Origin of the sequence: Pseudomonas sp., from assembly GCF_002796985.1 — a bacterium.
Classification (GTDB): domain Bacteria; phylum Pseudomonadota; class Gammaproteobacteria; order Pseudomonadales; family Pseudomonadaceae; genus Pseudomonas.
The window spans coordinates 1-23842 of the sequence record NZ_PEKX01000017.1 but is presented as its reverse complement, the minus strand read 5'-3'; the positions used below and the strand labels follow the sequence as shown (position 1 = coordinate 23842).

Sequence of the window (23842 nt, the reverse complement as noted above, 5' to 3'; positions counted from 1 at the left end):
GTGAAATCAGAAGGTGGCCTTCAGGGAAGCGGTAACCATGCCGCGGTCCTTCAGCAGGGGCGCGAGGCCGCCTTGCGAGGTGATCTGGCCGGGGATGCACTGGTACTGGCCGTTGGCGCCGGGGGTGTTGTTGTCGCGGCCGCTCTCGCAGGTATCGAAGGGGCCGAAGGCGTCGACGTATTTGAGGTCCACGCGGTACTTCTGGTGGAAGTCCGCGGCCACGCCGACGGAGTAGCTGCCGGCGTCTTCGTTGCCGCCCAGCTGAACCGCCGAGTTGCCGTGCAGGCCGACGTTGTAGGCCATGGGCATGGACAGATCGACGCCGGGGAACGCCTGGTACCAGGTCGGGGTGAAGTTGGCGGACATGGCGTAGGCGTTGGTGGTGACCTTGTCGACGCCGTGGTAGCTGGAATCGCCCTTGAAGGTCTGCTGGCCTTCGGTGACGTCCACCAGATGGGTCAGGGTGCCTTCCACCGCCAGGGACGAGGCGTCCCACAGCGGGGTGGCGCCGAATGTCACCAGGCCGTTGAGCACGACATGGAAGGTCTTGCCACGGGCCAGGCCGGTGTCGCCGTCATCGGGCACTTCGCCGATCAGGTTGGCGCCGTTGATGGCGCCGCGCTTGGCCGCCGCATAGAGCGTCGAGTTGACCGTGGTGAAGTTGCTCGCCAGCGGCATGTTCTCGCGGTAGTTCAGGTCCAGGCCGACGCTCACCCCGCCGATTTCCTTGGACAGGCTGATGCCGTAGATGTCGATGTCGTCGGCATACGCGGTGATGTAGTTCATGCCCTGCAAGCCGGCCAGGCCGGGCTTGTGCATGTTCGGCGCATCCACCAGAACGGCCGGCAGGGTGTCGGAGGTGTTGCGGTAGTAGAAGCCCAGGGTGCCGTCGAGCCATTCCGGGCTCCACTTGGCCATCAGGCCGAAGTCGCCGGTGTTGTCGGGCTCGCGGTCATGGCCGCGCGGCGCGCCGTAGTAGGCGTTGAGCGCGGGCAGCGGCAGCCAGAAGACGTTGCCGCCGTCGTTGAGCATGTCGTAGGGGCCCATGTAGGTGCCGCCTTCGGGGAAGCGCGAGTTCTCGAACTCGAGGAAGTACTGCGCAGCCAGGGTCAGCTCGGGGTTGACCGTCAGCGAGGCGGACAGCTGGTTGCGCGGCATGAACAGCTCTTTGGCCTCGGTGCCGGGCACGTTGTACAGCTTGCCCAGGTCCAGGGCCGACTGGCCGTAGTTGATGCCGTTGGCGGCGCTGAACAGGGTCTCGCCCCAGTAGATGGTGTGACGGCCGAGCTTGCCGCTGAGCTGCATGTCGTCGCCGACCTGATGGCTGGCGAAGACGAAGGCGTCGAGCAGCTCGCCGGACGGGCCGTTGTAGTAGCGGTCGGCGAAGTTGCTCAGGCCGTGGGTGGCCGGCTGCGCGCCACGCGGGGCGATCACCGTGCCGTTGCGGCTGACCAGGTGGCCGGCGTTGCCCTTCTGGCCGGGGAACGGGTTGTCGGAGCCGACATCATCGTAGGCATGGTCATACCAGCCGGCGGCGCTGAGGCGGAAGCCCATGCTGTCGCGGTAGACGAAATCCAGTTCGCTGAGCAGGTCGAAGCGCTGGGTGACCGGGGTGCCGGAGGAGAAATTGCGGTCACCGTCGTTGGTGTTGGCAGTGCCGGCGATCTTGCTGTTGGGCGACTCGACCCGCTGCCCGTAGCTGAGCTTGACGGTGTTGTCGAAGCGGATCGAAAAGTCCGGGTTGCCGGTGTCCAGCTCGAAGGCCTGCGTTGGCTGGCCGGCCATCGCGGCGAGGACTGCGGTCGCCAGCAGGCAGCGCTTCAGGGGGCGGTGTGGATTGCTCTGATGATGCATTCGTTTGCTCCGTTTCTTGTTGTGGTCGGGACGCTTTATGGGCCCGTCCCGCGGCCCCTTTCTCCGGCGCCAAGGCGCAGAAGGGCCCACCCCGGCGCGAACGCCAGGACCGGGGGTTGCTCTTTAATCAGTTGCCGGTTGAATCCGTTGCCGGGTGACTCAGTTGTCCAGCATCTGGATCAGCGCTTCGGCCTCAGGCCAGTCGCCATATCCGGAGGCCGGGTTGAGATGGCCGACCCGGCCCAGTTCCACCAGGCTGGCGCGCCAGTGGCGGGCCATGCGCTGGACGGCCTCGGGGCTCGCCAGCGGGTCGTTGTCGCTGCAGGCCACCAGGGTGGGGAACGGCAGCGGCTGCAGCGGCAGCGGCGACCAGCCCATCTCGGCGAGAACCTCGGGCTTGGGGTAATGCGCCGGCCAGTCGCCGTCGAGATCCGGCGGGGTGGCCAGCAGCGCGCCCTTGATCGGCCGGCTGTAGCGTGCGGCCCAGTGAGCGACCATCAGCACACCGGCACTGTGGGCGACCAGGATCACCTCGCCGTCGATGCTTTCCAGCTCACGCTGGATGGCTTCGATGCGGGCGTTCAGGTCCAGCTTGTTCTCGGTCAGCGGCGGTACGCTGCGCACATTGGGCAGGCGCTGCTCAAGCAGGGTCTGCCAGTGCTCGGCGACGTGGTCGCGCAAGCCGGGGACCATGAGGACGGTGGTGGAAGTCTTGTTGTTGCTCACCGGTTCACCTTTGGGTGATTTCGAACTTGTTGGACAGACAGTAGAGATGCACCGGTGAAGGTGCTTTGCATTGAGCGTCAGGCACTTCGCATTTGATGACAGGCCTCTGCCCGCCTGACATCCCGCCATCACGCCACAGGCCGGGCACCACGGGACGTACGGTGCATTCCAGAGCGCTGGAAGCACTGGCCGAAGCGTGAACTTTCGTACACGATTGGTTACAGCTGCCGATAGAATCTGACGTCATCGACCCAGCCAGCGTGCACTCTGGTCGTCGGGCGTCCACGGGCCCCGCCGGCATGGAGCAACCACAAGAACAAGAAGGCGATCGGCATGACCCCAATGGTTCGCATTGCGGCCCTTACCAACTACCTGGAAGTGGCCCGACACCTGGGCCTCAACCCGCAGCAGCAACTGAGCGCGGTGGGCCTTTCCCAGTCCATGCTCGACCACCCGGAGCAGCGCATCCCCGTTGCCGCGGCGGTGACCCTGCTGGAGGACTCGGCGCGCATCAGCGGCTGCGAGACCTTCGGCCTGCGCATGGCCGAATCGCGCCAGCTCGCCGATTTCGGCGTGATCAGCCTGCTGCTGTCGCACCAGGCCACGCTGCGCGAGGCCATCGACACGATCATTTGCTACCGGCACCTGCTCAACGAATCCCTGGCCTTGTACATCGACCAGGAAGGCAAGATGGCGATCCTGCGCGAGGAACTCCTCACCGTGCCGCCGATGCCGATGCGCCAGGGCCTGGAGCTGGCCCTGGGCACGCTCTACCGGCTTTGCGCCGCCCTCCTCGGCCCGCACTGGCGGCCGATCAGCGTGAACTTCAGCCATGACGCCCCGGCCGACATGCAGGTGCACCGCCGGCTGTTCGGTTGCAAGATCGAGTTCGGCAGCGAATTCAACGGCATCGTCATCCCCGCCGCCGACCTGGACGCCGCCAACCCCATGGCCGACCCGGCCATGGCCCGCCACGCGCGCAGCTTCGTCGACTCCCTGCCTGGCGCCACCGACGGCAGCACGCTGAATGAAGTGCGCAAGTCCATCTACCTGCTGCTGCCCATGGGCCGCGCGACCATCGAGCAGATCGCCCAGTCGCTGGGGCTGAACGTACGCACCCTGCAACGGCGGCTGGAAGACAACGGGGTGACCTTCTCCGACCTGATCAACGAGGTCCGCCGCGAACTGGTGCTGCGCTATATGGAGAACCCGCGCTATTCGCTGGGGCGCATCGCCGACCTGCTGGGGTATTCGATGCCCAGCTCGTTCACCCGCTGGTTCGCGGTGCAGTACGGCATGTCGCCGGCGGCCTGGCGCAAGGAGCATCTGGGGCGGGAGATGGAGTGAGTTTTTCCGGGGGAATGGTGCCGTTCGCGAGCAACAACGATGGCGTCCCCCTCGCTCCTACAACGGCAAGCCCCGCTCTGGCTTTGGATTTTGAAGGCTTCCAGAGAGACATCCGCACGCGTCGAATGCCCCGTTCAGGAGGCCTCGTTGAAGCGCAGTTTCAGGGGTTGAGCGACATGGATGTCGCGAGAGCGCTGTCGGGCCAGGGATGGCCCGTCAGTGCGGGCCCCTGAAACTGCGCTTCAACGAGGGTATTTTTCGCCTAAGCGAAAAACCGGATGTCCGGGGCAAGACCTTTGCCTACTTTGGGGCGTTTGCCAAAGTAGGTCGCCCGAGGGGGCGAAACCCAATACATCCGAACACACAAATGCGGCGCTAAACACAAGAACTCAAAACATCTCGCTTGGGTGTTTTTGCGCCGCTTCGGCATGCGCAGGGATATCTGATTTCGCCTCTCGGCGAGTCCCTTTTGTCAAACGCCACAAAAGGAACCAAAAAGTCTCGCCCCTACATCCGGCTTTTCGCTTCGCGAAAAGTACCCTCGGTTCTTCGGAGTTTCAGGGGCCCGCGTTGACGGGCCATCCCTGGCCCGACAACGCTCTCGCGACATCCATGTCGCTCAACCCCTGAAACTCCGATCACCCTCGGCCTCCTGAAAGGGGCACTCCGGAGCGTGCGGATGTTTCGCTGGAAGACCTATAAGAGCCAAAGCAAGGACCAAAGCGGAAGCGCCGATCCGCGCGTAGGAGCGGACTCCGTCCGCGATCGACTTCCGCCACGCCCGAATCAACCGGCGAAGCGCAACATCCCCAGCACCAGCACCGCCAGGAATGCCGTTTCCCCCAGCATCAGCAGGATCGGCTTGATCCCCACTGTCGCCAGCGCCTTGAGCTGAGTCTTCATGCCCAGCGCCGCGATGGCGATCACCAGGCACCACTGCGAAAGCTTGCCACCCGCCTCCACCACCACCGTCGGCAGGTAGCCAGTGCTGTTCACCGCCGCCAGCAGCACGAAGCCCACGGCGAACCACGGCAGCAACGGTGGGCGCTGTTCTCCCGGCTCGACACCGCGAGCGCGGGTGATCATCGCCGCGCAGAGGATCACCGGCAGCAGCATCGCCACGCGCATCAGCTTGACCACCGTGGCGCTGTCGCCGACTTCCTTGGAAATGCTGTAGCCGGCACCGACCACCTGGGCCACGTCGTGGATGGTGCCGCCAAGGAAGATGCCTGCCTGCAAAGGCGGCAGGCCCAGCGACTTGACGATCATCGGGTAGAGGATCATCGCCAGGGTCGACAGCGCCGACACCCCCAGCACGGTGAACAGCGTGGCCTTCTCCTTCTGCGTGTGCGCCGGCAATGCCGCCGCCAGGGCCAGCGCCGCCGAAGCGCCACAGATGGCCGTGGCACCCCCGGTGAGCAAGCCGAAGAGGAAGTTGAAGCCCATGGCACGGGCCGCCGCGATGGAGACCAGGATGGTCACCGTCACCAGCACCACCACCATGATCACCGGCTGCCAGCCGAGCTCGGCGATCTGCCCGAAGGTGATGCGGATGCCCAGCAAAGCCACGCCCAGGCGCAGAATCTCGCGGGCGGTGAATTCGATGCCGGCCTTGCACACACTGTCGCCGGAGAGGAAGTTCATCGCCAGCCCGAGCAGCAGCGCGAAGAGCATCACCGGCGCGCCATAGTGCTCGGAAAGGAAGGTCGCGGCCGCCGCCACCATGGCGCTGACCAGCAGGCCCGGCAGCAGGCTTCGGCTGCGCGAACCGAGGGCGGAGATCGTCAGCGTGCTCAAGCTGGCACCTCCTGCTTGGCCATCACCACATAACACTCGTTGGCGCGCCATTGGATCTCATAGCGCTGCAGGCCGAAGCCCTTGATACCCGCCGGGCAGCCAGTCGCAAGGTCGAAGCGCAGGCCGTGGGCCGGGCATTGCAGCCAGCGGCCATCCAGGCGGCCGCTGAACAGCGAGGCGCCGGCATGCGGGCAGCGATCGTCGATGGCATGCAGCTCGCCGTCGACATCGAACAGCAGGATGATGCCTTTCTCGTGGTGGACCAGGCTGCGGCCGCCGGGCGCTGGCAGGCGTTCGGCGGGAATATGGATCGAACAGTTCATGCCGAAATCGCCTCCGGGACCTGTCGTTCCAACGCTCGGTACAGGGCCGCCAGCAGTTGTTCCGGGCTCTGCCCGCCAAGGGCAAAGGCGCGGCCTTCGAGAAGGAACATCGGCACGCTGGAATCGGCCAGGGCCACGCGACGGCCGATGAACTGCCGGGCGCCGTCGGCCAGGGCTTCGTCGAAGTCCGCCACGTTGAAATCACAGGCACGCAGCAGGCGGCACAGGGTGTCGCGCTGGCCGATGTCCTGGCCCAGCTGGAAGTGCGCGCGGAAGATCATTTCCAGCAGCTGTTCCTTCTGGCTATCGCTACCGATGTGCACCGCGCGCTGGAACACCCGGTGCGCGTAGGTGGTGTTGGGCATGGTGAGGATGCGTTCGAGGTCGAGATCGACCTTCGCGCCCTCCGCCGCCCGGCGTACTTCACCCATGCGTGCCCGCACGGCGCGCTTGCCACCCAGGCGACGCTGGTAGAACTCGGCGAAAGGTTCACCTTCCATGGAGATCTGCGGCAGCAGCTGCAGGCCGAGCCAGTTCACCCGCACCTGCAACTCGGGGCGCTGGCGCGCCAGCAGGCGCAGGGCAAGGTCGAGGTTGCGCTTGCCGATCAGGCACCAGGGGCAGATGAAGTCGAAGGTCATGTCGACGCTCAAATTAAGAGACGGAGTCGGCATCAGGCGCTCTCCTCTTCGCCGCGCAGGCGGCGGATATCACTGTGGTAATGGCGTCGGGCGTAGAGGAACACCAGCGCGGCGAGAATGCTCAGCAACGGCACCAGCTGGAAGGCACGGTCCAGGCCGATGTGGTCGGCCAGCACGCCGGTGAGCAGCGGGCCGGGGGCCAGGCCCAGCAGGTTGTTGGCCAGGGTCAGGGTGGCGAAGGCGGTGCCGTGCACGGCCGGCGCGGTGAGGTTGGCCACCATGGCACCGGACGGCCCGGAAGTGCCGGCGGCGACCAGCATGCCCAGGGCGAGCAGGCTCAGCTGCGCGGTGCCCGGCGGCAGGTGGAAGGCCACCGACAGCAGCAGACAGCTGGCCAGGCAGAAGCCGATGGCGAGAATGATCTTGCGCGGCGGATTGGAACGGCCCAGGCGATCGCAGAGGATGCCGCAGAGCACCATGCCGGTGCCGCCGACCAGCACGATTACCGCCGAGATCATCCCGGCCTTGCCGGTGTCCAGGTGGTAATAGCGGTTCAGATAGCTGGGAATCCAGACCATCACGGCAGCAGCGACGAACAGTTGCAGGCCGCTGCCCAGGTAGGCGGCGATCACCGAACGGCTGCCAAACAGGCTGCGCAGCGAGCGCCCCCCTGCTCCACGCGGCGCTTCGGCGGCGGCCACCGGGGCGATGCGTTTCTCGCTCACCACCAGCGGATAGAGCAGCGCCAGCAGCAGGCCGAACAGCGCCATGCCGGCGAAAGCCCAGCGCCAACCCAGGTGCGCGGCAAGCACACCGCCCAGGCCCATGCCGAGCACCGAGCCGAACATGCCGCCGGCCATGAAGGCGCCGGTCAGGGTGGCGCGCAGGTGCGCCGGGAATACCGAGATGACCACGGCGATACCGACGCTGCCGTAAGCGGCCTCGCCGACACCGACGAAGAAGCGCGCGGCGAACATCTGCGGGAAGGTCTGCGCCACGGCGCAGCCCAGGGTCGCCAGGCTCCACAGCATGGCCATCAGCGCCAGGCTGCGTACGCGGCCCCAGCGGTCGGCGAGCAGTGACAGGGGGAAGGTCAGCAGGCCGACCATCACCGCGACAATGCCGCTGAGCAGGCCGAGCTGCGCATCGCTCAGGGCCCATTCGACCTTGAGCAGCGGGAAGACGGCGTTGAGCACCTGGCGCGACATGTAATCGGAGATCAGCAGGCCGAAGGTCAGGGCGAATACCACCCAGGCATAGCGGCGCGGCACGCTGGGCACGGTGGCAGGGATGTCGCCCAGGGCGACGGAGTGGATGGCCATTGCGCTAGCTCTCCAGGTGGGTCAGTGGATTCTTGTTGTTCTTGGATAAAAGCCGGGGTGCGGTACTGGCAGACCGCACCCCGGAGCCTGTCACGCGCGAAGCGGGACGGACTTCTGGCCCGGCTGGCGATTGGGCGCCATGCCGTTCATGCGCAGGGTTTCCTCGACGCTGTCGTACTGCACGCCGATCTTGTAGATGGCGCGCGCTTCCTTGCCGCTGGCGACTTCGCGGCCCAGTTCATGGGCGACGCGGACGCACTGCTGGATCTGCTCGACCGAAGTCATGCGCTGGCCGTGCTGGCCGATGATGGTGTCCTCGATGCCGCAACGCGGGTGCAGCCCCATGGCCAGTGCCATCATGTTGAACGGCAGGACGTTCTTCAGCAGCGACTCGGCGGTGACGGTGGCGCCGTCGGGTGCGCGGTGCACGAAGTTCATGAAGTTGAACGGGTTGGGGCCGTCGAAACCGCCGCCGATGCCGATCCAGGTCAGGTTCAGCGGGCCCTTGTAGACGCCCTTGCGCACCAGGCGCTCGAGGGTTTCCAGGGCGTGCATGCCGGTGAGCTGGAAGTGCGGCTGGATGCCGGCATCCTGCAGGCGCTTGAGGTGCTCCTCGACCCAGGCCGGGCCAGCCGGCACGGTCATTTCGCTGTAGGCCGCCTGGTAGAGCGGGTTCTCCAGGGAAGTCCCTTTCAGGTACTCCGGGTAGAGCAGCTCCATGATGTTCATCTGGGTGGTGTTGATCGCCACCGTCACCTGGTCGGGCTTGGGGGTCAGCTCGGCGAGCATGTGGCGGGTGTCGTCGGACAGCCACTTGGCGGCTTCGCCGTCACTTTCCGGGGCGAAGGAAATCGAGCCGCCGACCTGGATGATCATGTCCGGTACGGCTTCGCGCACACCGGCGATCAGCTCGTTGAACTTGGACAGGCGCTTGGAGCCCTTGCCATCCAGCTCACGCACGTGCAGGTGGAGCACGGTGGCGCCGGCTTCGTAGCAGTCAACGGCCTTCTGGACCTGCTCGTCCATGGTCACCGGGATGTCTTCGGGGAAATCCTCGGGCATCCATTCCGGGCCGTAGGGAGCGGTGGTGATGACCACCTTGTCCTGGTTCTCGGGGTGCAGCGAATCGTCGAAAAATTGCATGTCGGTCTCCGTAAATTGTTCTTGTAAGACTCTGTGTTGCAGGCGTCAGAACGGCTTGTCGCCGATGATTCCGGCGCGTTCCATGCGGCGCACGCAGGGCGGGTAATCCATTACCGCGTAGTGCTGGGTACAGCGGTTGTCCCAGATCGCCACATCGTTCTTCTTCCAGCGCCAGCGCACCTGGAACTCGGGGATGTACACCTGGCTCACCAGGTAACGCAGCAGGTCGGCCGCGCCGGGGTTGGCGTCCTGGCCGAAGCGCACGTTCTGCGGCGTGTGGTAGTTGCTGAAGTGGGTGGTGAAGGCGTTGACGAACAACACCTTCTCGCCGGTTTCCGGGTGGGTACGCACCACCGGGTGCTCGGCGTCGGGGTACATCGCCTTGAGCGCCAGGCGCTTCTCGATCGGCATGGCCGCCCCGAAGCTGGCCTCGATGCTGTGGCGCGCGCGCAGCTTGGCGATACGCTCCTTGATCTCGGCCGGGAGCATGTCGTAAGCCAGCGCCATGTTCGCCCACATGGTGTCGCCGCCCACCGGCGGGCACTCCACGCAGCGCAGGACGCAGCCCAGGGGCGGCACCTCGCGCCAGGTGGCGTCTGTGTGCCAGGCGTTCTCGTAGCGGTCGTTGGGCAGGTCCGGGGTCTTGTAGATGCGCACCAGGCCCGGATGCTCCGGGTCGCTGCCGGCCACCGGATGGTCTTCCAGCTCGCCGAAGCGACGCGCGAAGGCGACGTGCTCGGCACGGGTGATGTCCTGGTCACGCAGGAACAGCACCTTGTGCTTGAGCAGCAGCTCGCGCAGCTCGGCGAACAGGCCTTCATCGCGAGAGGCATCGCCCAGGTTCACCCCGGATATTTCGGCGCCGATGCTGCAGGTCAGACGTTCTACGTGCATGGCGGCGCCCTCAGATGACGAAGATCGACGAGCCGGTGGTCTTGCGCGATTCGAGATCGCGGTGGGCCTGCACGGCATCTTCCAGCGCATAGTGCTGGTTGATCTCGATGCGGATGTCGCCGTTGCCCACATGGGTGAACAGCTCATCCAGCAGCGCCGCCTTCTCCGCCGGGTCTGCGATGTAGTCGGCCAGGGCCGGGCGAGTGAGGAAGATCGAGCCTTTCATCGCCAGCAGCACCGGGTCGAACGGCGGGATCGGGCCCGACGCGGTACCGACGCAGACCATCAGGCCCCGGCGCTTGAGCGAATCCAGGGAGGTCATGAAGGTGTCCTTGCCGACGCTGTCGAAGACCACGTCAACACCACGGCCGTCGGTCAGCTCACGCACGCGCTCGGCGACGCCTTCCCGGCTGTAGTTGATGACGTGCTCGCAGCCATGGGCGAAGGCGATCTCGGCCTTGGCATCGCTGGACACGGTGCCGATCACACGCAGGCCGAGGAGCTTGGCCCACTGCGCGACGATCAGCCCGACACCACCGGCAGCGGCGTGCAGCAGGATGCTCTGGCCCGGCTTGAAGTCGTGGATGCGACGCAGCAGGTAGGCCGAAGTCAGGCCGCGCATGGTCATGGCGGCGGCGGTCTCGAAGGCGATGTTCTCCGGCAGGCGGATCAGCGGCGCCGCCGGCACCAGGCGCTCGGTGCTGTAGGCGCCAAGGGTGTTGATGAAGCCGGTGTAGGTGACGCGATCACCGGGCACCACGTTGCTCACGCCCTCGCCCACCGCGACCACCACGCCAGCGGCCTCCACGCCCATGCCGCTGGGCAGCGGGACGGCGTAGGTGCCATTGCGGAAGTAGGTGTCAGCGTAATTCAGGCCCACCGCCACATGGCGGATGCGCACTTGCCCCGGGCCGGGCTCGCCGACCTCCACGTCCTCGTAACGCAGGACTTCGGGTCCCCCTGTTTCATAGAAACGAACGGCTTTGGCCATGCCGGAATCTCCAGTTGTCTTGTTGTCGTGGGCGCCCCATTTGGAGCGGGCAAACGCCCTTTGAGCGGACAATAGGCAGAGGCCGGACGGGAGGCTTCACATGGTGCGACAGGGGCTTTTCATTTCATGACAGGCCGCCAGGGACGCGGCGAGGGGATGCCTACAAAAAGGCAAGGCGGCTGCGGCCGGGCGGCCGCAGCGCGGGGATGGATCAGTGGAACGGGAAGATGTAGTTCATCCAGGCCGCCATGCGCAGGAGGATCTTGCGCATGATCGCCACATGGTGGAAATGCTCGCTGTAGATCGCCGCCTGGCCATAGGCACCACCGGGCATCAGCGAGGCGTAGGGGGCGAACTTCGGGTCGGTGATCTCGATGATCACCGGCACCCGCCCCGGCGGCGGCGAACCGCTGTAGCTGAGCAGCGTGCCGGACGGCTGCACCTGGCCTTCGCCGATCACCGCGATGGTCTGCTTGACCTTGCCGGTGAACACTTCACCCGGGATGCCGTCGAAGGCCACTTCGGCCTCGTCGCCTTCGGTCAGGCGCAACTGGCTGTTCTGCCGCATCCAGGCGGTGAAGTACGGCCCCTCTTCCGGCACGAAGACCATGGACGGGCGCAGCGGCAGCCGCGTCGCCATCATCCCGGGGCGCAACGACACGTGGGTGACGAAGCCACGCGACGGAGCGCGCACCACGGTGTTGTCCAACTCGAACTGGGCCAGGCCCAGTTGCGCGGTGAGGTCATCCACGCGGGCGCTGGTCAGATCGACGTCGCGCTTGTTGCCGACGTTGCGCAGGGCCAGTTCGCGGGCTCGCGACTGGTCGGCGCGCGCCGACACCAATTGCGCCTGGATCGATTGCAGCTTCAGCTCGAACGGCTTGGGATCGATGCGGAACAGCACCGCGCCCTTCTCGATCACCTCGTTGCCCTTCACCGGCACTTCCACCACTTGCCCGGTAACCACCGGGATCACCGGCGTGGTGACGAAATAGCTGCGCGCCACCTCGGAGTACGGGTGGTTGTAGTTCATGGTGAAGATCAGTGCGCCGATGATGATCACGCCACCGAGCACGGCGGTGGGCACCGTCCACTTGTTCAGTGGAATGCGGAAGATTTTGAAGATCGCGATGCAGATGGCGGCGTAGGTGAGGATCAGCAACAGGTCCATGGATCAGCCCTCCCCGCCGGATTGAGTGGTTGTCGGCACGGCAGGCGTGGCCTTGCGGCCTTCCAGCACGTCCAGGCGCTGGCGCAGTTCGGCCAGTTGCCGTTCGAGGTAATCGGCTTCTTCAGCCGGTGTCCTGCCGTGGTGAAAGCCCCAGCCGCGGTCATCGCGGTACAACATGGCCCAGATCCAGAGGAACGGCCACAGTGCATGCAGCGTGAACAGACTTACCCAGCCAGCCGCGTGGATCGCGTCCTGATGGGGATGGTTGCGGTGTACCGCAATCTCATAAGGGATGTCGTGCAGCACGATGATCCCGTAGAACAGCACCAATCCGACGAAGATCAGTACCCCCAGCGCAAAATAGTCGAGCATCCCGCCCTCCTTGTTCCCCCGAGCCCAACGCCGGGGCGAGTCGGCTCAGTATGGTTGATCCATGGCAAGCTGCACTATCGCCGAAGCGCGCGATTGGCGCGGTTCCGAGCGTTTGCCAGGGAGCCCGCGTACCTCTCCGGGCGGAGCCCATTCGTCCGGCGGGTCGGCTGGCATGGGGTTTTTCGGGTTCACTGGAAGAAGGCACTGGCGGAGGATTCGACCATGCGAAGGACCACCATCCTGCTACTGATCGGCGCATTGGCCGTGCTGCTCGGCGGATCGTCCTGCGGCGGCCACCCCGATCGCCACGATGCTCCGCCCCCACCGCCGATGAATGACGGACAGATGGGCTACGGCCGGATTCCGCAGCAGCAGATGCAACCGCAGGTGCAGTCCATTCCGCGACGCTGAACAGCAGTTCGCCGGCAAGGATCATTCCGGACAGGTTCGCCAGCCATAACGATGGCGCCCCCTCGCCCTTGCAGGTGCCGGCGCTGCGCGCTCTCGCGCAGGAGCGAGCTTGCTCGCGAACCGACCTCAGCTCCGGCGCCGCCGGGAGCCTATCGCGGACGGAGTCCGCTCCTACCTGGAAACTCTGCGCGGGCCCCAACCCTCTCCCCCGCCCTCTCCCTTCGGAGCGGGCGCGCAGCCAGGGTTAGGGAGAGGGAAACTCCAGGCACGGACTTTCAGAAGAAGACAGTTGCTCCTACGCAGGCCTGGGCCTCATCAGAATCACCCGCGCCACCACCAGCGCCAGCACACCGACGACGGCGAAGGCAACGATGGTCGCCACGCCGCCTTCGCGCTGCAGAAAGTCAGTCAATGCCGCCAGGCCCGTGGCGAGGAACAGCAGCACCAGGCCAAACCACTGCATCCGCTGGGCGCGCAGGTGCCAGGAGCTACGGTGCGCGGCCAGAATGTTGTCGTTGTCGCTCATGGCGGCATCTCCGTTCGGGATGTCTCTCCACGCTAACAGGCAATGCCCGTAGCAGCATCGCAACTGACGAAGGGCAGGCTCTGCGACGCGGGGTAGCGGCCTGCCGCACGGTCCTGCAGCGAATAACTGTCTATCCTTCACCGGGCTGTCACGAAACAGGGATGGGGCAATGCCGAAGAAGCTGGTGCTGGTAGCGCTCGTTGCGCTGCTGTTGGGGGGCGGACTGTGGTGGACCTTGCAGTCCCGCGAGAGCGATGACAAACGCCTGGTGCTCTACGGCAACGTGGACATCCGCCAGGTGTCACTGGCCTTCACCGGCAGCGAGCGCATCGCGAAGATGAACGTCGAGGAAGGCGACGTGGTGAAGGCCGGCGACGTATTGGCCAGCCTCGACACCCGCACCCTGCGCCTGCAGGTCGACAAGGCCCGCGCGCAGATCGCCGCGCAGGAGCAGAACCTGCTGCGCCTGAAGAACGGCTCGCGCCCCGAGGACATCGACCGCGCCAAGGCCCAGGACAAGGCCGCGCGCGCCCAGCTCGACCTCGCCAATACCCAGCTGCGCCGGTTGCAGAACATCCGCGCCAACAGCCCCGGCGGCCGCGCCGTGAGCCAGCAGGACATCGACAGCGCCACCTCGCAGCAGAAGGTCGCCCAGGCCGAACTGGAAGACCGGCAGAAATCCCTGCGCCTGGCGCAGATCGGCCCGCGGGTGGAAGACATCGCCCAGGCCGAGGCCCAGCTCGCCGCCGCCCGCGCCGACCTGGCGCTGCTGCAGCACAACCTCGACGAAGCCGACCTCAAGGCACCGCAGAACGCCACCGTGCGCTCGCGCCTGCTGGAGCCCGGCGACATGGCCTCGCCGCAGCGCCCGGTGTACTCCCTGGCGCTGACCGACCCGAAATGGATTCGTGCCTATGTCAGCGAAACCAACCTGGGCCGCATCAAGCCCGGCCTGAAGGCCCAGGTGTTCACCGACAGCCATCCGGACCAGGCCATCGACGGCCACGTCGGCTTCATTTCCTCGGTCGCCGAATTCACGCCCAAGTCGGTGCAGACCGAAGAGCTGCGCACCAGCCTCGTCTACGAAGTGCGGGTGCTGGTAGCTGACCCTGACAACCGCCTGCGTCTGGGCATGCCGGCCACGGTGCGCTTCGCCGACGAGCCGCACTGATGGCGCCGATTCAGGGAAACCACAACGACGGCCCAGTCATCCGCGCCGAAAGCCTGGCCAAGCAGTTCCTGGTGAAAGAGTCGGGCAAGACAGTACAGGCGCTGAAAGACATCAGCCTGGACATCCCGCGCGGCCAGCTCACCGCCCTGGTCGGCCCGGACGGTGCCGGCAAGACCACCTTCCTGCGCCTGGTCGCCGGGCTGCTGCAGGCCGATGCCGGCACGCTCACGGTGCTGGACGTGGACGTCCACGCCCACCCGCAGCAGGTGCAGGACCGCATCAGCTACATGCCGCAGCGCTTTGGCCTCTACGAGGACCTGAGCGTGCAGGAAAACCTCGACCTCTACGCCGACCTCCACGGCGTGCCGCACCAGCAGCGTGTCGAACGCTACCAGCGCCTGCTGGAGATGACCGACCTGGCGCGCTTCACCGAGCGCCCGGCAGGCAAGCTCTCCGGCGGCATGAAACAGAAGCTGGGCCTGGCCTGCACCCTGGTGCGCTCGCCGGACCTGCTGCTGCTCGACGAGCCCACCGTGGGCGTCGACCCGCTATCGCGCCGCGAGCTGTGGGAGATCATCCAGCAACTGATCGAGCAGGAGCAGCTCAGCGTGCTGGTCTCCACCTCCTACATGGACGAGGCCGAGCGCTGCGCCGAAGTCTTCCTGCTGCACCAGGGCCAATTGATGGCCAAGGGCAACCCGGCGTCGATCCGCGAGCATGCCGACAACCTCTGTTTCATCGCCACCCCGCCCGCCGACGAACCTGCCCGCACCCTGCAGGCGCGGCTGCTGGACGACCACCAGAACGTCGTCGACGCGGTGCCGCAGTCCGGCGAGGTGCGCTTCATCCGCCAGCCGGACGCCGACCAGGGCAAGCTCGACCAGATGCTCGACGGCGCGCCGGTACGCCAGGTGGACGCGCGCCTGGAAGACGGTTTCATGTTCCTCCTGCGCGCCCGCAGTGACGCCGAGGCGGTGGACATGGAATCCCTGAAAGCCGGTACGCACCGTCATGAAGACGGCAGCGAAGCGGTGATCGAAGTGAAGGACCTGGTGCGCAAGTTCGGCGACTTTACCGCCGTGGCCAGCACCAGCTTCAGCGTGCGCCGAGGGGAGATCTTCGGTCTGCTCGGGCCCAACGGCGCTGGCAAGACCACCACCTTCCGCATGCTCTGCGGGCTGCTGCCGGCCACCAGCGGCACGCTGCAGGTGGCCGGGGTCAACCTGCGCCACGCGCGGGCCCAGGCGCGGCGCAAGGTCGGCTACGTGTCGCAGAAGTTCTCCCTGTACGGCAACCTCTCGGTGGCCGAGAACCTGCGTTTCTTCGGCGGCGCCTATGGCCTTGGCGGCAAGCGCCTGAGCCAGCGGATGGACGCGGTGTCCCGGCAGTTCGACCTCAGCGGCCAGGAAGACTCGCCCAGCGGCCAACTGCCCGGCGGCTTCAAGCAACGCCTGGCGATGGCGGTCGGCCTGCTCCACGAGCCGGAAATCCTCTTCCTCGACGAGCCCACCAGCGGCGCCGACCCCCTCGCCCGCCGGGGTTTCTGGCAGCGCATCACCGCACTGGCGGCAGGCGGCACCACCATCATCATCACCACCCACTTCATGGAAGAAGCCGAGTACTGCGACCGCATCGTCATCCAGGACGCCGGCAAGCTGCTGGCCATGGGCACCCCACGGGAAGTCCGCGAACAGGCCGGCGGCAAGGGCAGCACGCTGAACATGGAGCAGGCTTTTATCGAAATAGTGGAGAGCAACCGCCAACACGCCAAGGCTGGCGCGGCATGAGCGCCGGCGGCTTCTGGCGACGCCTCGCCTCGCTCACCCGCAAGGAAGTGCGGCAGCTGGTGCGCGACCGCAGCAACCTGCTGATCGGTATCGGCCTGCCCATCGCGCTGATCCTGATCTTCGGTTACGGCCTGTCGCTGGACGTGAAGCGCGCCATCGTCGCCATCGTCCTCGACGACCCCTCCCCCGTGGCCCGCGACGTGGCCGCCGGGATCAGCCGCACCGAGTACCTGGAACCCCATCTCGTGCGCTCCTTCGCCGAGGCCGAGGCTCTGATGAAGGCCCGCGAAGTAGACGCGGTGGTGCAGTTCCCGTCCGACTTCACCCGCCGCCTGAACGACGGCAACGCGCAAATCCAGGTGCTGGTGCAGGGCTCCGACGCCACCCGCGCCGCCAGCGTCGCCACCTACGTCAGCAGTGCCCTGGCGGGCTATGGCGAGAAGCAGGCCGACCGCAGCGCCGGCAGCGCGACCCAATCCACGGACCAGCGCGGCGCGGTCACCATCGTCCAGCGCATGTGGTTCAACGCCGCCAACACCAGCACCTGGTACCTGGTGCCAGGGCTGATCGTGCTGATCATGACCCTGGTCGGCGCCTTCCTCACCGCCCTGGTGATGGCCCGCGAATGGGAGCGCGGCACGCTGGAGGCGCTGTTCGTCACGCCGGTGCGGCCAGTGGAAATCCTCCTGGCGAAGATCATCCCCTGCTTCGGCATCGGCATGATCGGCCTGGCGCTTTGCCTGCTCGCCGCGCGATTCCTGTTCGACGTGCCGCTCTACGGTTCCTTCATCGTGCTTGTGATCGCCTCCATGCTCTACATGCTGGTGGCGCTGGGCATCGGCCTGCTGATCTCGGCGGTGACCAAGAACCAGTTCCTCGCCAGCCAGATCGCCCTGCTCGCCAGCTTCCTGCCGGCGATGATGCTCTCGGGCTTCATCTTCGACCTGCGCAACGTGCCCACCGCGATCCGCGTGATCGGCAACCTGCTGCCGGCGACCTACTTCATGGAGCTGGTGAAATCCCTGTTCCTGGCCGGCGACTTCTGGCCGATGATCCTCAAGAACTGCGCCATCCTCGCCGCCTACGCCGTCGCCCTTCTGGGCCTGGCGCGGATGGTGACGCGCAAGCGGCTGGACTGACTCGCATGGAATTTCTCTGGCGCATCCTCAACCTGTGGCGCAAGGAACTGCTGGTGATCCTCAAGGACCCGGCCAACCGCATCGTGCTGGTGGCGCCGGTGCTGATGCAGAGCGTGCTGTTCGGCTACGCGGTGACCTTCGACCTCAACGACGCGCCCTACGCCATTCTCGACCTCAGCCACAGCGAATCCTCCACCCGCCTCGCCTCGCGCCTGGACGGCAGCGGCATCTTCCACCGGGTGGCGACGCTGACCCGCGTCGAGGAAATCCAGACGGTGATCGACGAGCAGAAAGCGCTGCTGGTGATCCATATCCCATCGGACTTCCAGACCCGCCTGGCGCAGGGCGACCCGGCGCCGATCCAGGTCATCCTCGATGGGCGCAACTCCAATACCGCCGGGTCCGCCGCTGCGGGCCTTGCCGTGGTGGTGGACGAATTCAACCGTGAGCAGGGCCTGGCCGCGGCGCCGATCAGCGTGGTCAGCCGCTCCTGGTACAACCCCAACCTGGAAACCCGCTGGCCGCTGATCCCGGCGCTGATCGCCACCCTGAGCATGATGCAGACGCTGATGCTCACCGCGCTCTCGGTGGCCCGCGAGCGCGAACAGGGCACCTTCGACCAGTTACTGGTGACGCCCTACACGCCGCTGGAAATCATGCTCGGCAAGGCCATCCCGCCGACCCTGATCGGCCTGGCGCAGGCAACCCTGGTGCTGCTGATGGCGCTGTTCTGGTTCGACATCCCCATGGCCGGCTCGCTGCTCAACCTCTATGGCGGGCTGGCGGTATTCACCGTGGCCTGTGTCGGGCTGGGCATGTCGATCAGCGCGGTGTCGCTGAACATGCAGCAGGCGATGCTCTACACCTTTGTGCTGATCATGCCGCTGACGCTGCTCTCCGGCCTTGCCACGCCGGTACGCAACATGCCTGAGTTCCTGCAGGTGGTGACCTACGCCAACCCGCTGCGCTTCGGCATCGACCTGATCCAGCGCGTCTACCTCGAAGGCGCGACCCTCGCCGATGTCTGGCTCAACCTGATTCCCATGCTGGTGGTGTCCGCCATCACCCTGCCGCTGGCTTCGTGGCTGTTCCGCCACCGGCTTGCGTAGTCGATCACTGGAGATGGCCAAGCGATGCAATACCCTGCCCCGGAACCTCACTTCAGAAGCAGCAACCCATGAGCGAAACCAGCCAGTTCATTGTCTTCGCGGTCACCCAGCTCGCCCTGCCGTTCGGGCTGGGCTACCTGTATTGCCGCCGCAAGGGCATCCCGACCGACACCTGGCGGGCCGGCGGCATCTACCTGATCGCGCTTTCGCTGGCGATGCTGGTCTTCATCGGCCTGCTTGGCCTGCCCACCCACGTAAAGAACGTCGGCATGGTCAGCAACCGCTCCATGGGCCTGCTACTGGGGGTCGTCGGCATCGCCGCAGGCCTGCTGCTTGGCTACTTCGCAAGACGTTTCGAGGGCTCGTCCGATGACTAGCGCCCAGCGAATCTGAAAAGGTGCAATTCTGAAAAGGTGCCATCGATGAACCGCACGTCTCGCCTCGTCTCCCTCGCCCTGCTCGGCGCCGGCCTCGCCGGCTGCGCCGTCGGCCCCGACTATGAAGCGCCACAAACCCAGGCGCCGGCCAGCTGGCAGGCCGCGCATTCCGGCGATACGCAGTTGCACCCGGCCGAGGGCAGCACACGCCTTGGCGAAGACTGGTGGACACTGTTCAACGACCCGGTGCTGAACAACCTGCAACGCCGCGCGGACAAGGCCAGCCCCGACCTCAACAGCGCCGTGCTGCGCTTCGCCCAGAGCCGTATGCAGCGGCAGATGGTGGCGGCCCAGCGCGGCGTGGATGTCAACGCCTCCGGCGGCGTAACCCGCCAGCGCATGAGCGAGAACGGCGCCAACGCGCTGATGATCCAGCGCATCGCCCCGGGCGCCAGCAGCGACGAGATCAGCAAGGTGCTGGCCCAACCTTTCACCCTCTACCAGGCCGGTTTCGACGCCTCCTGGGAGCCCGACCTGTGGGGCCGCGTGAGCCGCTCCATCGAGGCCGCCGACGCCAGCGTGGCGGCGCAGCAGGCGATGCTCGAGGAAACCCGCCTGGGCGTCTCGGCCGAACTGGCCCGCGCCTACTTCGAGCTGCGCGGCGTGCAGCAGCAGATCGCCGTGGCCAACCAGGACATCGTCGCCACCGAAGAATCCCTGCAACTGATCCAGGTGCGCGCCGACGGCGGGCTGGTGGACGACTTCGACGTCGAGCGCCAGCGCGGCCAGCTCGCCGACCTGCGCTCCAGCCTGCCGCAACTGCACGCCAGCGAGAGCGCTGCAATCAACCAGATTGGCGTGCTGATCGGCGCCGAGCCCGGCAGCCTGCGCGACGACCTGAAGCCCGTCGTCCAAGCCGCGCCGCAGACGCCCGACCTCAGCCTCGGCCTGCCCTCGGAAGTCGCCCGCCGCCGCCCGGACATCCGCGCCGCCGAAGCCCAGTTGCACGCTGCCACCGCCAACATCGGCGTGGCCGTGGCCGACCTCTACCCATCCATCCGCCTGGGCGCGAGCTTCGGCTACGAATCGGCGGACGACGGCAAATTCAGCGACTGGGGCAGCCGCACCTGGAATGTCGGCCCGAGCCTGTCGCTGCCGATCTTCGACAATGGCCGGCGGCGCTCGCAGATCAACCTGCGCAAGCTGGAAGAGCAGGAAGCCGCCGTGTCCTACCAACAGACCGTGCTCAAGGCCTGGCAGGAGGTGGACGACGCGCTGAGCCACTACGGCGCCGAGCGCCAACGCAACCAGCGCCTGCAGGAAAAGCTGCACAGCAGCGACGTCGCCTACGGCATGGCCAAGGCGCGCTATGCCGGCGGTATGACCGACTTCCTGGTGGAGCTGGACGCCCAGCGCGCCTACCTGCAGTCGCGCCGCGACGTGGTCGACAGCGATACCCAGTTGCGCCTGACGCTGATCGCCCTGTGCAAGGCGCTCGGCGGCGGCACGCCGGCGCCGGAGGCCAGCGCCAGCCGCTGAGACTCACTGCGCCTGCGCGGTGACCTTGCCGTCGCGCAGGTCCTTGGCGACCCGCCGCTGCATCTCGTAGGCCGGCGCCTCCACGGCATCGAAGTCCTCGGAATAGCGCGTGGCGAAGCCCTGCACGCCCCACTCCTGGTACTGCTTCACGTGCCACAGTTCGTGGGCCCAGAGGGCGACGTCCTTCTGTGCATCGACCTCGCGGCGGAAGACGATTACGTCCACCAGGGTGACGGCCTCGGTGTCGGGGTTCTGCATGATCGTCTGGGCAGCGTTCAGCTCGTCCAGCGCGCCGGTGGAATAGCGCGCCGTCATCAGCACCTCATCGGAGAAATAAGGCTGCAGCTGCGCGCGAATCTCCAGCGGGATCGGCTCGGTGCCGCCCTGCTCCGCCTGGTCGCGGGACTGCTGCAACCACACGCCCAGCGCCTGGGCGGCCATCTTGCGGGTATCGGTAAGCACCGGGCCGAGTACCGCGCCCAGGTCAGGCAGGCACAGGCAGGTATCCAGGCAGACCTGGCGTTGCCCCGGCGGGCAGGTTGCGGCGCCGGCATCGACGGACATGGCCAACCCGGCGAGCAGCGCCAGAGCGCGCAAGAGACGAGTCGGAAAAGGGGACGACATGAAAAGGCTCCGCTACGGCGTGGAGAAAGACATGGTGCTCAGACAATGGCGCGGCGCGATCATGCCATGCCGCCAGCAAAAAAAGAGCGCTGGCGCGACGTATGAAACTTCTGATAGCTTCTGAACCATGAATGCCGCCCACCGCACCTTCCAGCCGATTATTACCACCATCGCTCCGATGGTGGGTTAGCGCATTCCGCGAACAACCAAACCCGCCTCCCGGCGGGTTTTTTAATGCCCGCCGTCCGAGGCTCCCGATCGAGGAGACACTGATGGACCAGGCACCTTCCCCTACTCTTCCCGCGGCACCGCATCCCCTGCAAGCGCTTATCCAGGCCGCCGACGAAGCCATCGGCCGCGAGGACTTCGACGCGCTGCTCGCGTTCTACACCGACGACGCACTCCTGGTGGTCAAGCCCGGCCTGCTGGCGCGCGGCAAGGCGCAGATCCGCCAGGCCTTCGTCGCCATCGCCGAGCACTTCGGGCACAACCTGCGGGTACGCCAGGGCCGCCTGGAAATCCTCGAAACCGGCGACACCGCGCTCGTCGTCGCACAGACCCTGCTCGACACCCGCCACGGCAAGCTGAGCCGCCGCGCCACCTACGTGTTCCGCCGCGAAGCCGACGGCGCCTGGCGCTGCGCCGTGGACAACTCCTACGGCACCGACCTGCTGGAGGCCACGACATGAGTACCGGCACATTGCACCTGCTGTGCGGCAAGGCGGCGTCGGGCAAGTCCCGCCTCGCCCGCGAACTGGCGCAGGCGCCGGGCACCGTGATGCTGGCCGAGGAGCAATGGCTGGCCGAGCTGTTCCCCTGGGGCATCAGCAACCCTGACGACTACCAGCTCTACGCCCGCCGCGTGCGCAAGGTCATGGGCCCGCACGTGGTCGGCCTGCTGCGCGCCGGCACCAGCGTAGTGCTGGATATCCCCGCCAACACCCTGGCCGACCGCCGCTGGCTGATCGACCTGGCGCAACAGGCCGGCGCGGCGCATTGCCTGCATTTCCTCGATGTCGACCCGGCCACCTGCCGCAGCCGCCTGCTGGCGCGTCACGCCATCGCCCCACTGGCAGCGCCGCTGGACCCAGCCGGCTACGAGGCGCTCAACCGCTACTTCGTCGCCCCAGGCCCGGAAGAAAAGCTCCAGGTGCAGCGCCATGGAGCCTGAACGCGTAGAATCGCCGCCCCGATTCGCACCAATCGCCTGATCAGAAAGCCCCGAAGCATGAACACCGAAGCCATCGCCACCCTGCGTGAGCAACTGCTCACCGCCCTGAACCCCGCCCCCACGGAAACCCGCCGCCTGTTCCATGGCCGCGGCCGGCGCTGGCCAGGGCTGGAGCACCTGACTGCCGATTGGCTGGAAGGCGTGCTGCTGTTGTCGCTGTTCCGCGAGCCGGCCGAGGACGAACTGAGCGCGCTGCGGGCGATGCTGGTGGAGCTGGCGCAAGGCGACATCTGGCGCGCAACGGGCGCGCGCAGCCTGATGCTGCAGCACCGTTACACCCTGGAAAGCACCATGGAAGTACTCTGCGGCGAAGCCTTCGACGGCTGGCAGATCAGCGAACACGGCCTGCGCTACCAGCTGGACCTGGGCCGCAAGCAGAACAACGGCCTGTTCCTCGACATGCGCTACGGCCGCCAGTGGGTGCAGACCCACTCCGCCGGCCTGCGCGTGCTTAACCTGTTCGCCTACACCTGCGGCTTCTCCGTGGCGGCGATGGCCGGCGGTGCGCAGAAGGTGGTCAACCTCGACATGGCCCGCGCCGCGCTCAGCCGTGGCCGCGACAACCACCGTCTGAACGGCCACGACCTGTCGAAGGTGAGCTTCCTCGACCACGACCTGTTCAAGTCCTGGGGCAAGGTGAAGAAATCCGGCCCGTACGACCTGATCATCATCGACCCGCCGAGCTTCCAGAAAGGCAGCTTCGTCCTCGACAAGGACTACGCCCGCGTCCTCCGGCGCCTGCCGGAACTGCTGGATGGCGCCGGCACCGTACTGGCCTGCGTGAACGACCCTGCCGTCGGGGTGGACTTCCTCCTCCAGGGCATGGCTGCCGAGGCGTCGCAATTGCGCTTCGTCGAGCGCCTGGAGAACCCGCCGGAATTTGCCGATATCGAAGCAGACAGCGGCCTCAAGGCGCTGGTATTCCGCCTGGATTGATCGGAGCGGGTCGCGTCGCCAGGGCGAGGGAGCAGGCCCCGGCGCGCAACTTCAGGCAGGAGTGGGGCTCAGAGTGAACCTTGAAGCTCCGGTACGACTTCGAACAGATCGCCCACCAGGCCGTAGTCGGCGACCTGGAAGATCGGCGCCTCTTCGTCCTTGTTGATCGCCACGATCACTTTCGAATCCTTCATGCCCGCCAGGTGCTGGATGGCGCCGGAGATGCCGACGGCCACGTACAGCTGCGGAGCAACGATCTTGCCGGTCTGGCCGACCTGCATGTCGTTCGGCACGAAGCCGGCGTCCACGGCAGCGCGGGAAGCGCCGACAGCAGCGCCCAGCTTGTCGGCCAGGGAATAAAGGATGCTGAAGTTGTCGCCATTGCCCATGCCACGGCCGCCGGAAACGACG

25 protein-coding genes are annotated in these 23842 nt (G+C 66.4%); 11 read left to right on the top strand and 14 right to left on the bottom strand.

Annotation, left to right across the window (positions count from 1 at the left end; all coding sequences use genetic code 11):
• Nucleotides 1-6 precede the first annotated feature (6 nt).
• Both CTR55_RS20225 and CTR55_RS20220 read right to left on the bottom strand, forming a co-directional pair.
• Entirely contained in the window at nucleotides 7-1854 is a 1848-nt protein-coding gene (locus tag CTR55_RS20225) for a DUF1302 domain-containing protein (protein ID WP_296288756.1), read from the bottom strand.
• Between the two features lie 159 nt (nucleotides 1855-2013).
• Nucleotides 2014-2580, bottom strand: a complete 567-nt coding sequence (locus tag CTR55_RS20220; RefSeq protein WP_296288755.1) for an alpha/beta fold hydrolase — start codon at nucleotides 2578-2580, stop codon at nucleotides 2014-2016.
• Nucleotides 2581-2922: 342 nt separating this feature from the next.
• On the opposite strand from CTR55_RS20220, the gene CTR55_RS20215 reads away from it, so the two are divergent.
• A complete protein-coding gene (locus tag CTR55_RS20215; protein ID WP_296288857.1) occupies nucleotides 2923-3927 on the top strand; it encodes an AraC family transcriptional regulator in 1005 nt (334 codons plus the stop codon).
• Nucleotides 3928-4713: 786 nt separating this feature from the next.
• On the opposite strand, the gene CTR55_RS20210 is transcribed toward CTR55_RS20215, so the two are convergent.
• From CTR55_RS20210 to CTR55_RS20170, 9 genes are all read right to left on the bottom strand, one after another.
• Entirely contained in the window at nucleotides 4714-5724 is a 1011-nt protein-coding gene (locus CTR55_RS20210) for a putative sulfate exporter family transporter (RefSeq protein ID WP_296288754.1), read from the bottom strand.
• Nucleotides 5721-6047, bottom strand: coding sequence for a Rieske (2Fe-2S) protein (locus CTR55_RS20205; protein ID WP_296288753.1), 327 nt, complete (start codon nucleotides 6045-6047; stop codon nucleotides 5721-5723). Before CTR55_RS20205 ends, CTR55_RS20210 begins: the two co-directional genes overlap by 4 nt.
• Nucleotides 6044-6721: a DsbA family protein gene (locus CTR55_RS20200; protein ID WP_296288752.1), complete on the bottom strand. Its 678-nt coding sequence runs from the start codon at nucleotides 6719-6721 to the stop codon at nucleotides 6044-6046. The genes CTR55_RS20205 and CTR55_RS20200 overlap by 4 nt, the downstream gene beginning before the upstream one ends.
• Nucleotides 6721-8010: an MFS transporter gene (locus tag CTR55_RS20195; protein ID WP_296288751.1), complete on the bottom strand. Its 1290-nt coding sequence runs from the start codon at nucleotides 8008-8010 to the stop codon at nucleotides 6721-6723. The genes CTR55_RS20200 and CTR55_RS20195 overlap by 1 nt, the downstream gene beginning before the upstream one ends.
• A 90-nt stretch (nucleotides 8011-8100) precedes the next feature.
• Nucleotides 8101-9153 carry a 3-keto-5-aminohexanoate cleavage protein gene (locus CTR55_RS20190; RefSeq protein WP_296288749.1) on the bottom strand — a complete coding sequence of 351 codons (1053 nt, stop codon included), beginning with the start codon at nucleotides 9151-9153 and terminating at the stop codon, nucleotides 8101-8103.
• A gap of 45 nt (nucleotides 9154-9198) precedes the next feature.
• Entirely contained in the window at nucleotides 9199-10047 is an 849-nt protein-coding gene (locus CTR55_RS20185) for a TauD/TfdA family dioxygenase (protein ID WP_081516843.1), read from the bottom strand.
• 10 nt (nucleotides 10048-10057) lie between these two features.
• Nucleotides 10058-11038: a quinone oxidoreductase gene (locus CTR55_RS20180; RefSeq protein ID WP_296288746.1), complete on the bottom strand. Its 981-nt coding sequence runs from the start codon at nucleotides 11036-11038 to the stop codon at nucleotides 10058-10060.
• A gap of 211 nt (nucleotides 11039-11249) precedes the next feature.
• A complete protein-coding gene (locus CTR55_RS20175) occupies nucleotides 11250-12209 on the bottom strand; it encodes a biotin/lipoyl-binding protein (protein ID WP_296288745.1) in 960 nt (319 codons plus the stop codon).
• A gap of 3 nt (nucleotides 12210-12212) precedes the next feature.
• The gene (locus tag CTR55_RS20170) at nucleotides 12213-12581 is read right to left on the bottom strand and encodes a DUF3302 domain-containing protein (protein ID WP_296288744.1); all 369 of its coding nucleotides are present in this window, start codon (nucleotides 12579-12581) and stop codon (nucleotides 12213-12215) included.
• Nucleotides 12582-12803: 222 nt separating this feature from the next.
• Between CTR55_RS20170 and CTR55_RS20165 the strand changes: the two genes are divergently transcribed.
• Nucleotides 12804-12992 carry a hypothetical protein gene (locus CTR55_RS20165; protein WP_296288743.1) on the top strand — a complete coding sequence of 63 codons (189 nt, stop codon included), beginning with the start codon at nucleotides 12804-12806 and terminating at the stop codon, nucleotides 12990-12992.
• Between the two features lie 295 nt (nucleotides 12993-13287).
• Here the strand turns inward: CTR55_RS20165 and CTR55_RS20160 are convergent, their stop codons facing one another.
• Complete coding sequence (locus CTR55_RS20160) at nucleotides 13288-13518, bottom strand: hypothetical protein (RefSeq protein ID WP_296288742.1); 231 nt, start codon at nucleotides 13516-13518, stop codon at nucleotides 13288-13290.
• 169 nt (nucleotides 13519-13687) lie between these two features.
• Between CTR55_RS20160 and CTR55_RS20155 the strand changes: the two genes are divergently transcribed.
• From CTR55_RS20155 to CTR55_RS20130, 6 genes are all read left to right on the top strand, one after another.
• A complete protein-coding gene (locus CTR55_RS20155) occupies nucleotides 13688-14689 on the top strand; it encodes an HlyD family efflux transporter periplasmic adaptor subunit (protein ID WP_296288741.1) in 1002 nt (333 codons plus the stop codon).
• Nucleotides 14689-16476: an ATP-binding cassette domain-containing protein gene (locus CTR55_RS20150; protein WP_296288740.1), complete on the top strand. Its 1788-nt coding sequence runs from the start codon at nucleotides 14689-14691 to the stop codon at nucleotides 16474-16476. Before CTR55_RS20155 ends, CTR55_RS20150 begins: the two co-directional genes overlap by 1 nt.
• Nucleotides 16473-17615 carry an ABC transporter permease gene (locus tag CTR55_RS20145; protein WP_296288739.1) on the top strand — a complete coding sequence of 381 codons (1143 nt, stop codon included), beginning with the start codon at nucleotides 16473-16475 and terminating at the stop codon, nucleotides 17613-17615. The genes CTR55_RS20150 and CTR55_RS20145 overlap by 4 nt, the downstream gene beginning before the upstream one ends.
• A 5-nt stretch (nucleotides 17616-17620) precedes the next feature.
• A complete protein-coding gene (locus CTR55_RS20140) occupies nucleotides 17621-18724 on the top strand; it encodes an ABC transporter permease (RefSeq protein ID WP_296288737.1) in 1104 nt (367 codons plus the stop codon).
• Nucleotides 18725-18792: 68 nt separating this feature from the next.
• A complete protein-coding gene (locus CTR55_RS20135) occupies nucleotides 18793-19101 on the top strand; it encodes a hypothetical protein (RefSeq protein WP_296288735.1) in 309 nt (102 codons plus the stop codon).
• A 45-nt stretch (nucleotides 19102-19146) separates the two neighbouring features.
• Complete coding sequence (locus tag CTR55_RS20130; RefSeq protein WP_296288733.1) at nucleotides 19147-20640, top strand: efflux transporter outer membrane subunit; 1494 nt, start codon at nucleotides 19147-19149, stop codon at nucleotides 20638-20640.
• A gap of 3 nt (nucleotides 20641-20643) precedes the next feature.
• On the opposite strand, the gene CTR55_RS20125 is transcribed toward CTR55_RS20130, so the two are convergent.
• The gene (locus tag CTR55_RS20125) at nucleotides 20644-21264 is read right to left on the bottom strand and encodes a DUF4157 domain-containing protein (protein ID WP_296288732.1); all 621 of its coding nucleotides are present in this window, start codon (nucleotides 21262-21264) and stop codon (nucleotides 20644-20646) included.
• A 272-nt stretch (nucleotides 21265-21536) separates the two neighbouring features.
• Between CTR55_RS20125 and CTR55_RS20120 the strand changes: the two genes are divergently transcribed.
• Genes CTR55_RS20120 through CTR55_RS20110 form a run of 3 tightly spaced genes read left to right on the top strand, consistent with a single transcriptional unit; the run spans nucleotide 21537 to nucleotide 23431 of the window.
• A complete protein-coding gene (locus CTR55_RS20120; protein ID WP_296288730.1) occupies nucleotides 21537-21953 on the top strand; it encodes an SgcJ/EcaC family oxidoreductase in 417 nt (138 codons plus the stop codon).
• Nucleotides 21950-22435 carry an ATP-binding protein gene (locus tag CTR55_RS20115; RefSeq protein ID WP_296288728.1) on the top strand — a complete coding sequence of 162 codons (486 nt, stop codon included), beginning with the start codon at nucleotides 21950-21952 and terminating at the stop codon, nucleotides 22433-22435. Before CTR55_RS20120 ends, CTR55_RS20115 begins: the two co-directional genes overlap by 4 nt.
• A 57-nt stretch (nucleotides 22436-22492) precedes the next feature.
• On the top strand, nucleotides 22493-23431 hold the full coding sequence (locus CTR55_RS20110; RefSeq protein ID WP_296288727.1) for a class I SAM-dependent methyltransferase: 939 nt from the start codon (nucleotides 22493-22495) through the stop codon (nucleotides 23429-23431).
• A 68-nt stretch (nucleotides 23432-23499) separates the two neighbouring features.
• Here the strand turns inward: CTR55_RS20110 and CTR55_RS20105 are convergent.
• Nucleotides 23500-23842, bottom strand: a 343-nt coding sequence (locus tag CTR55_RS20105) for an FAD-binding protein (RefSeq protein WP_296288725.1), incomplete at its 5' end; no start/stop codon positions are given.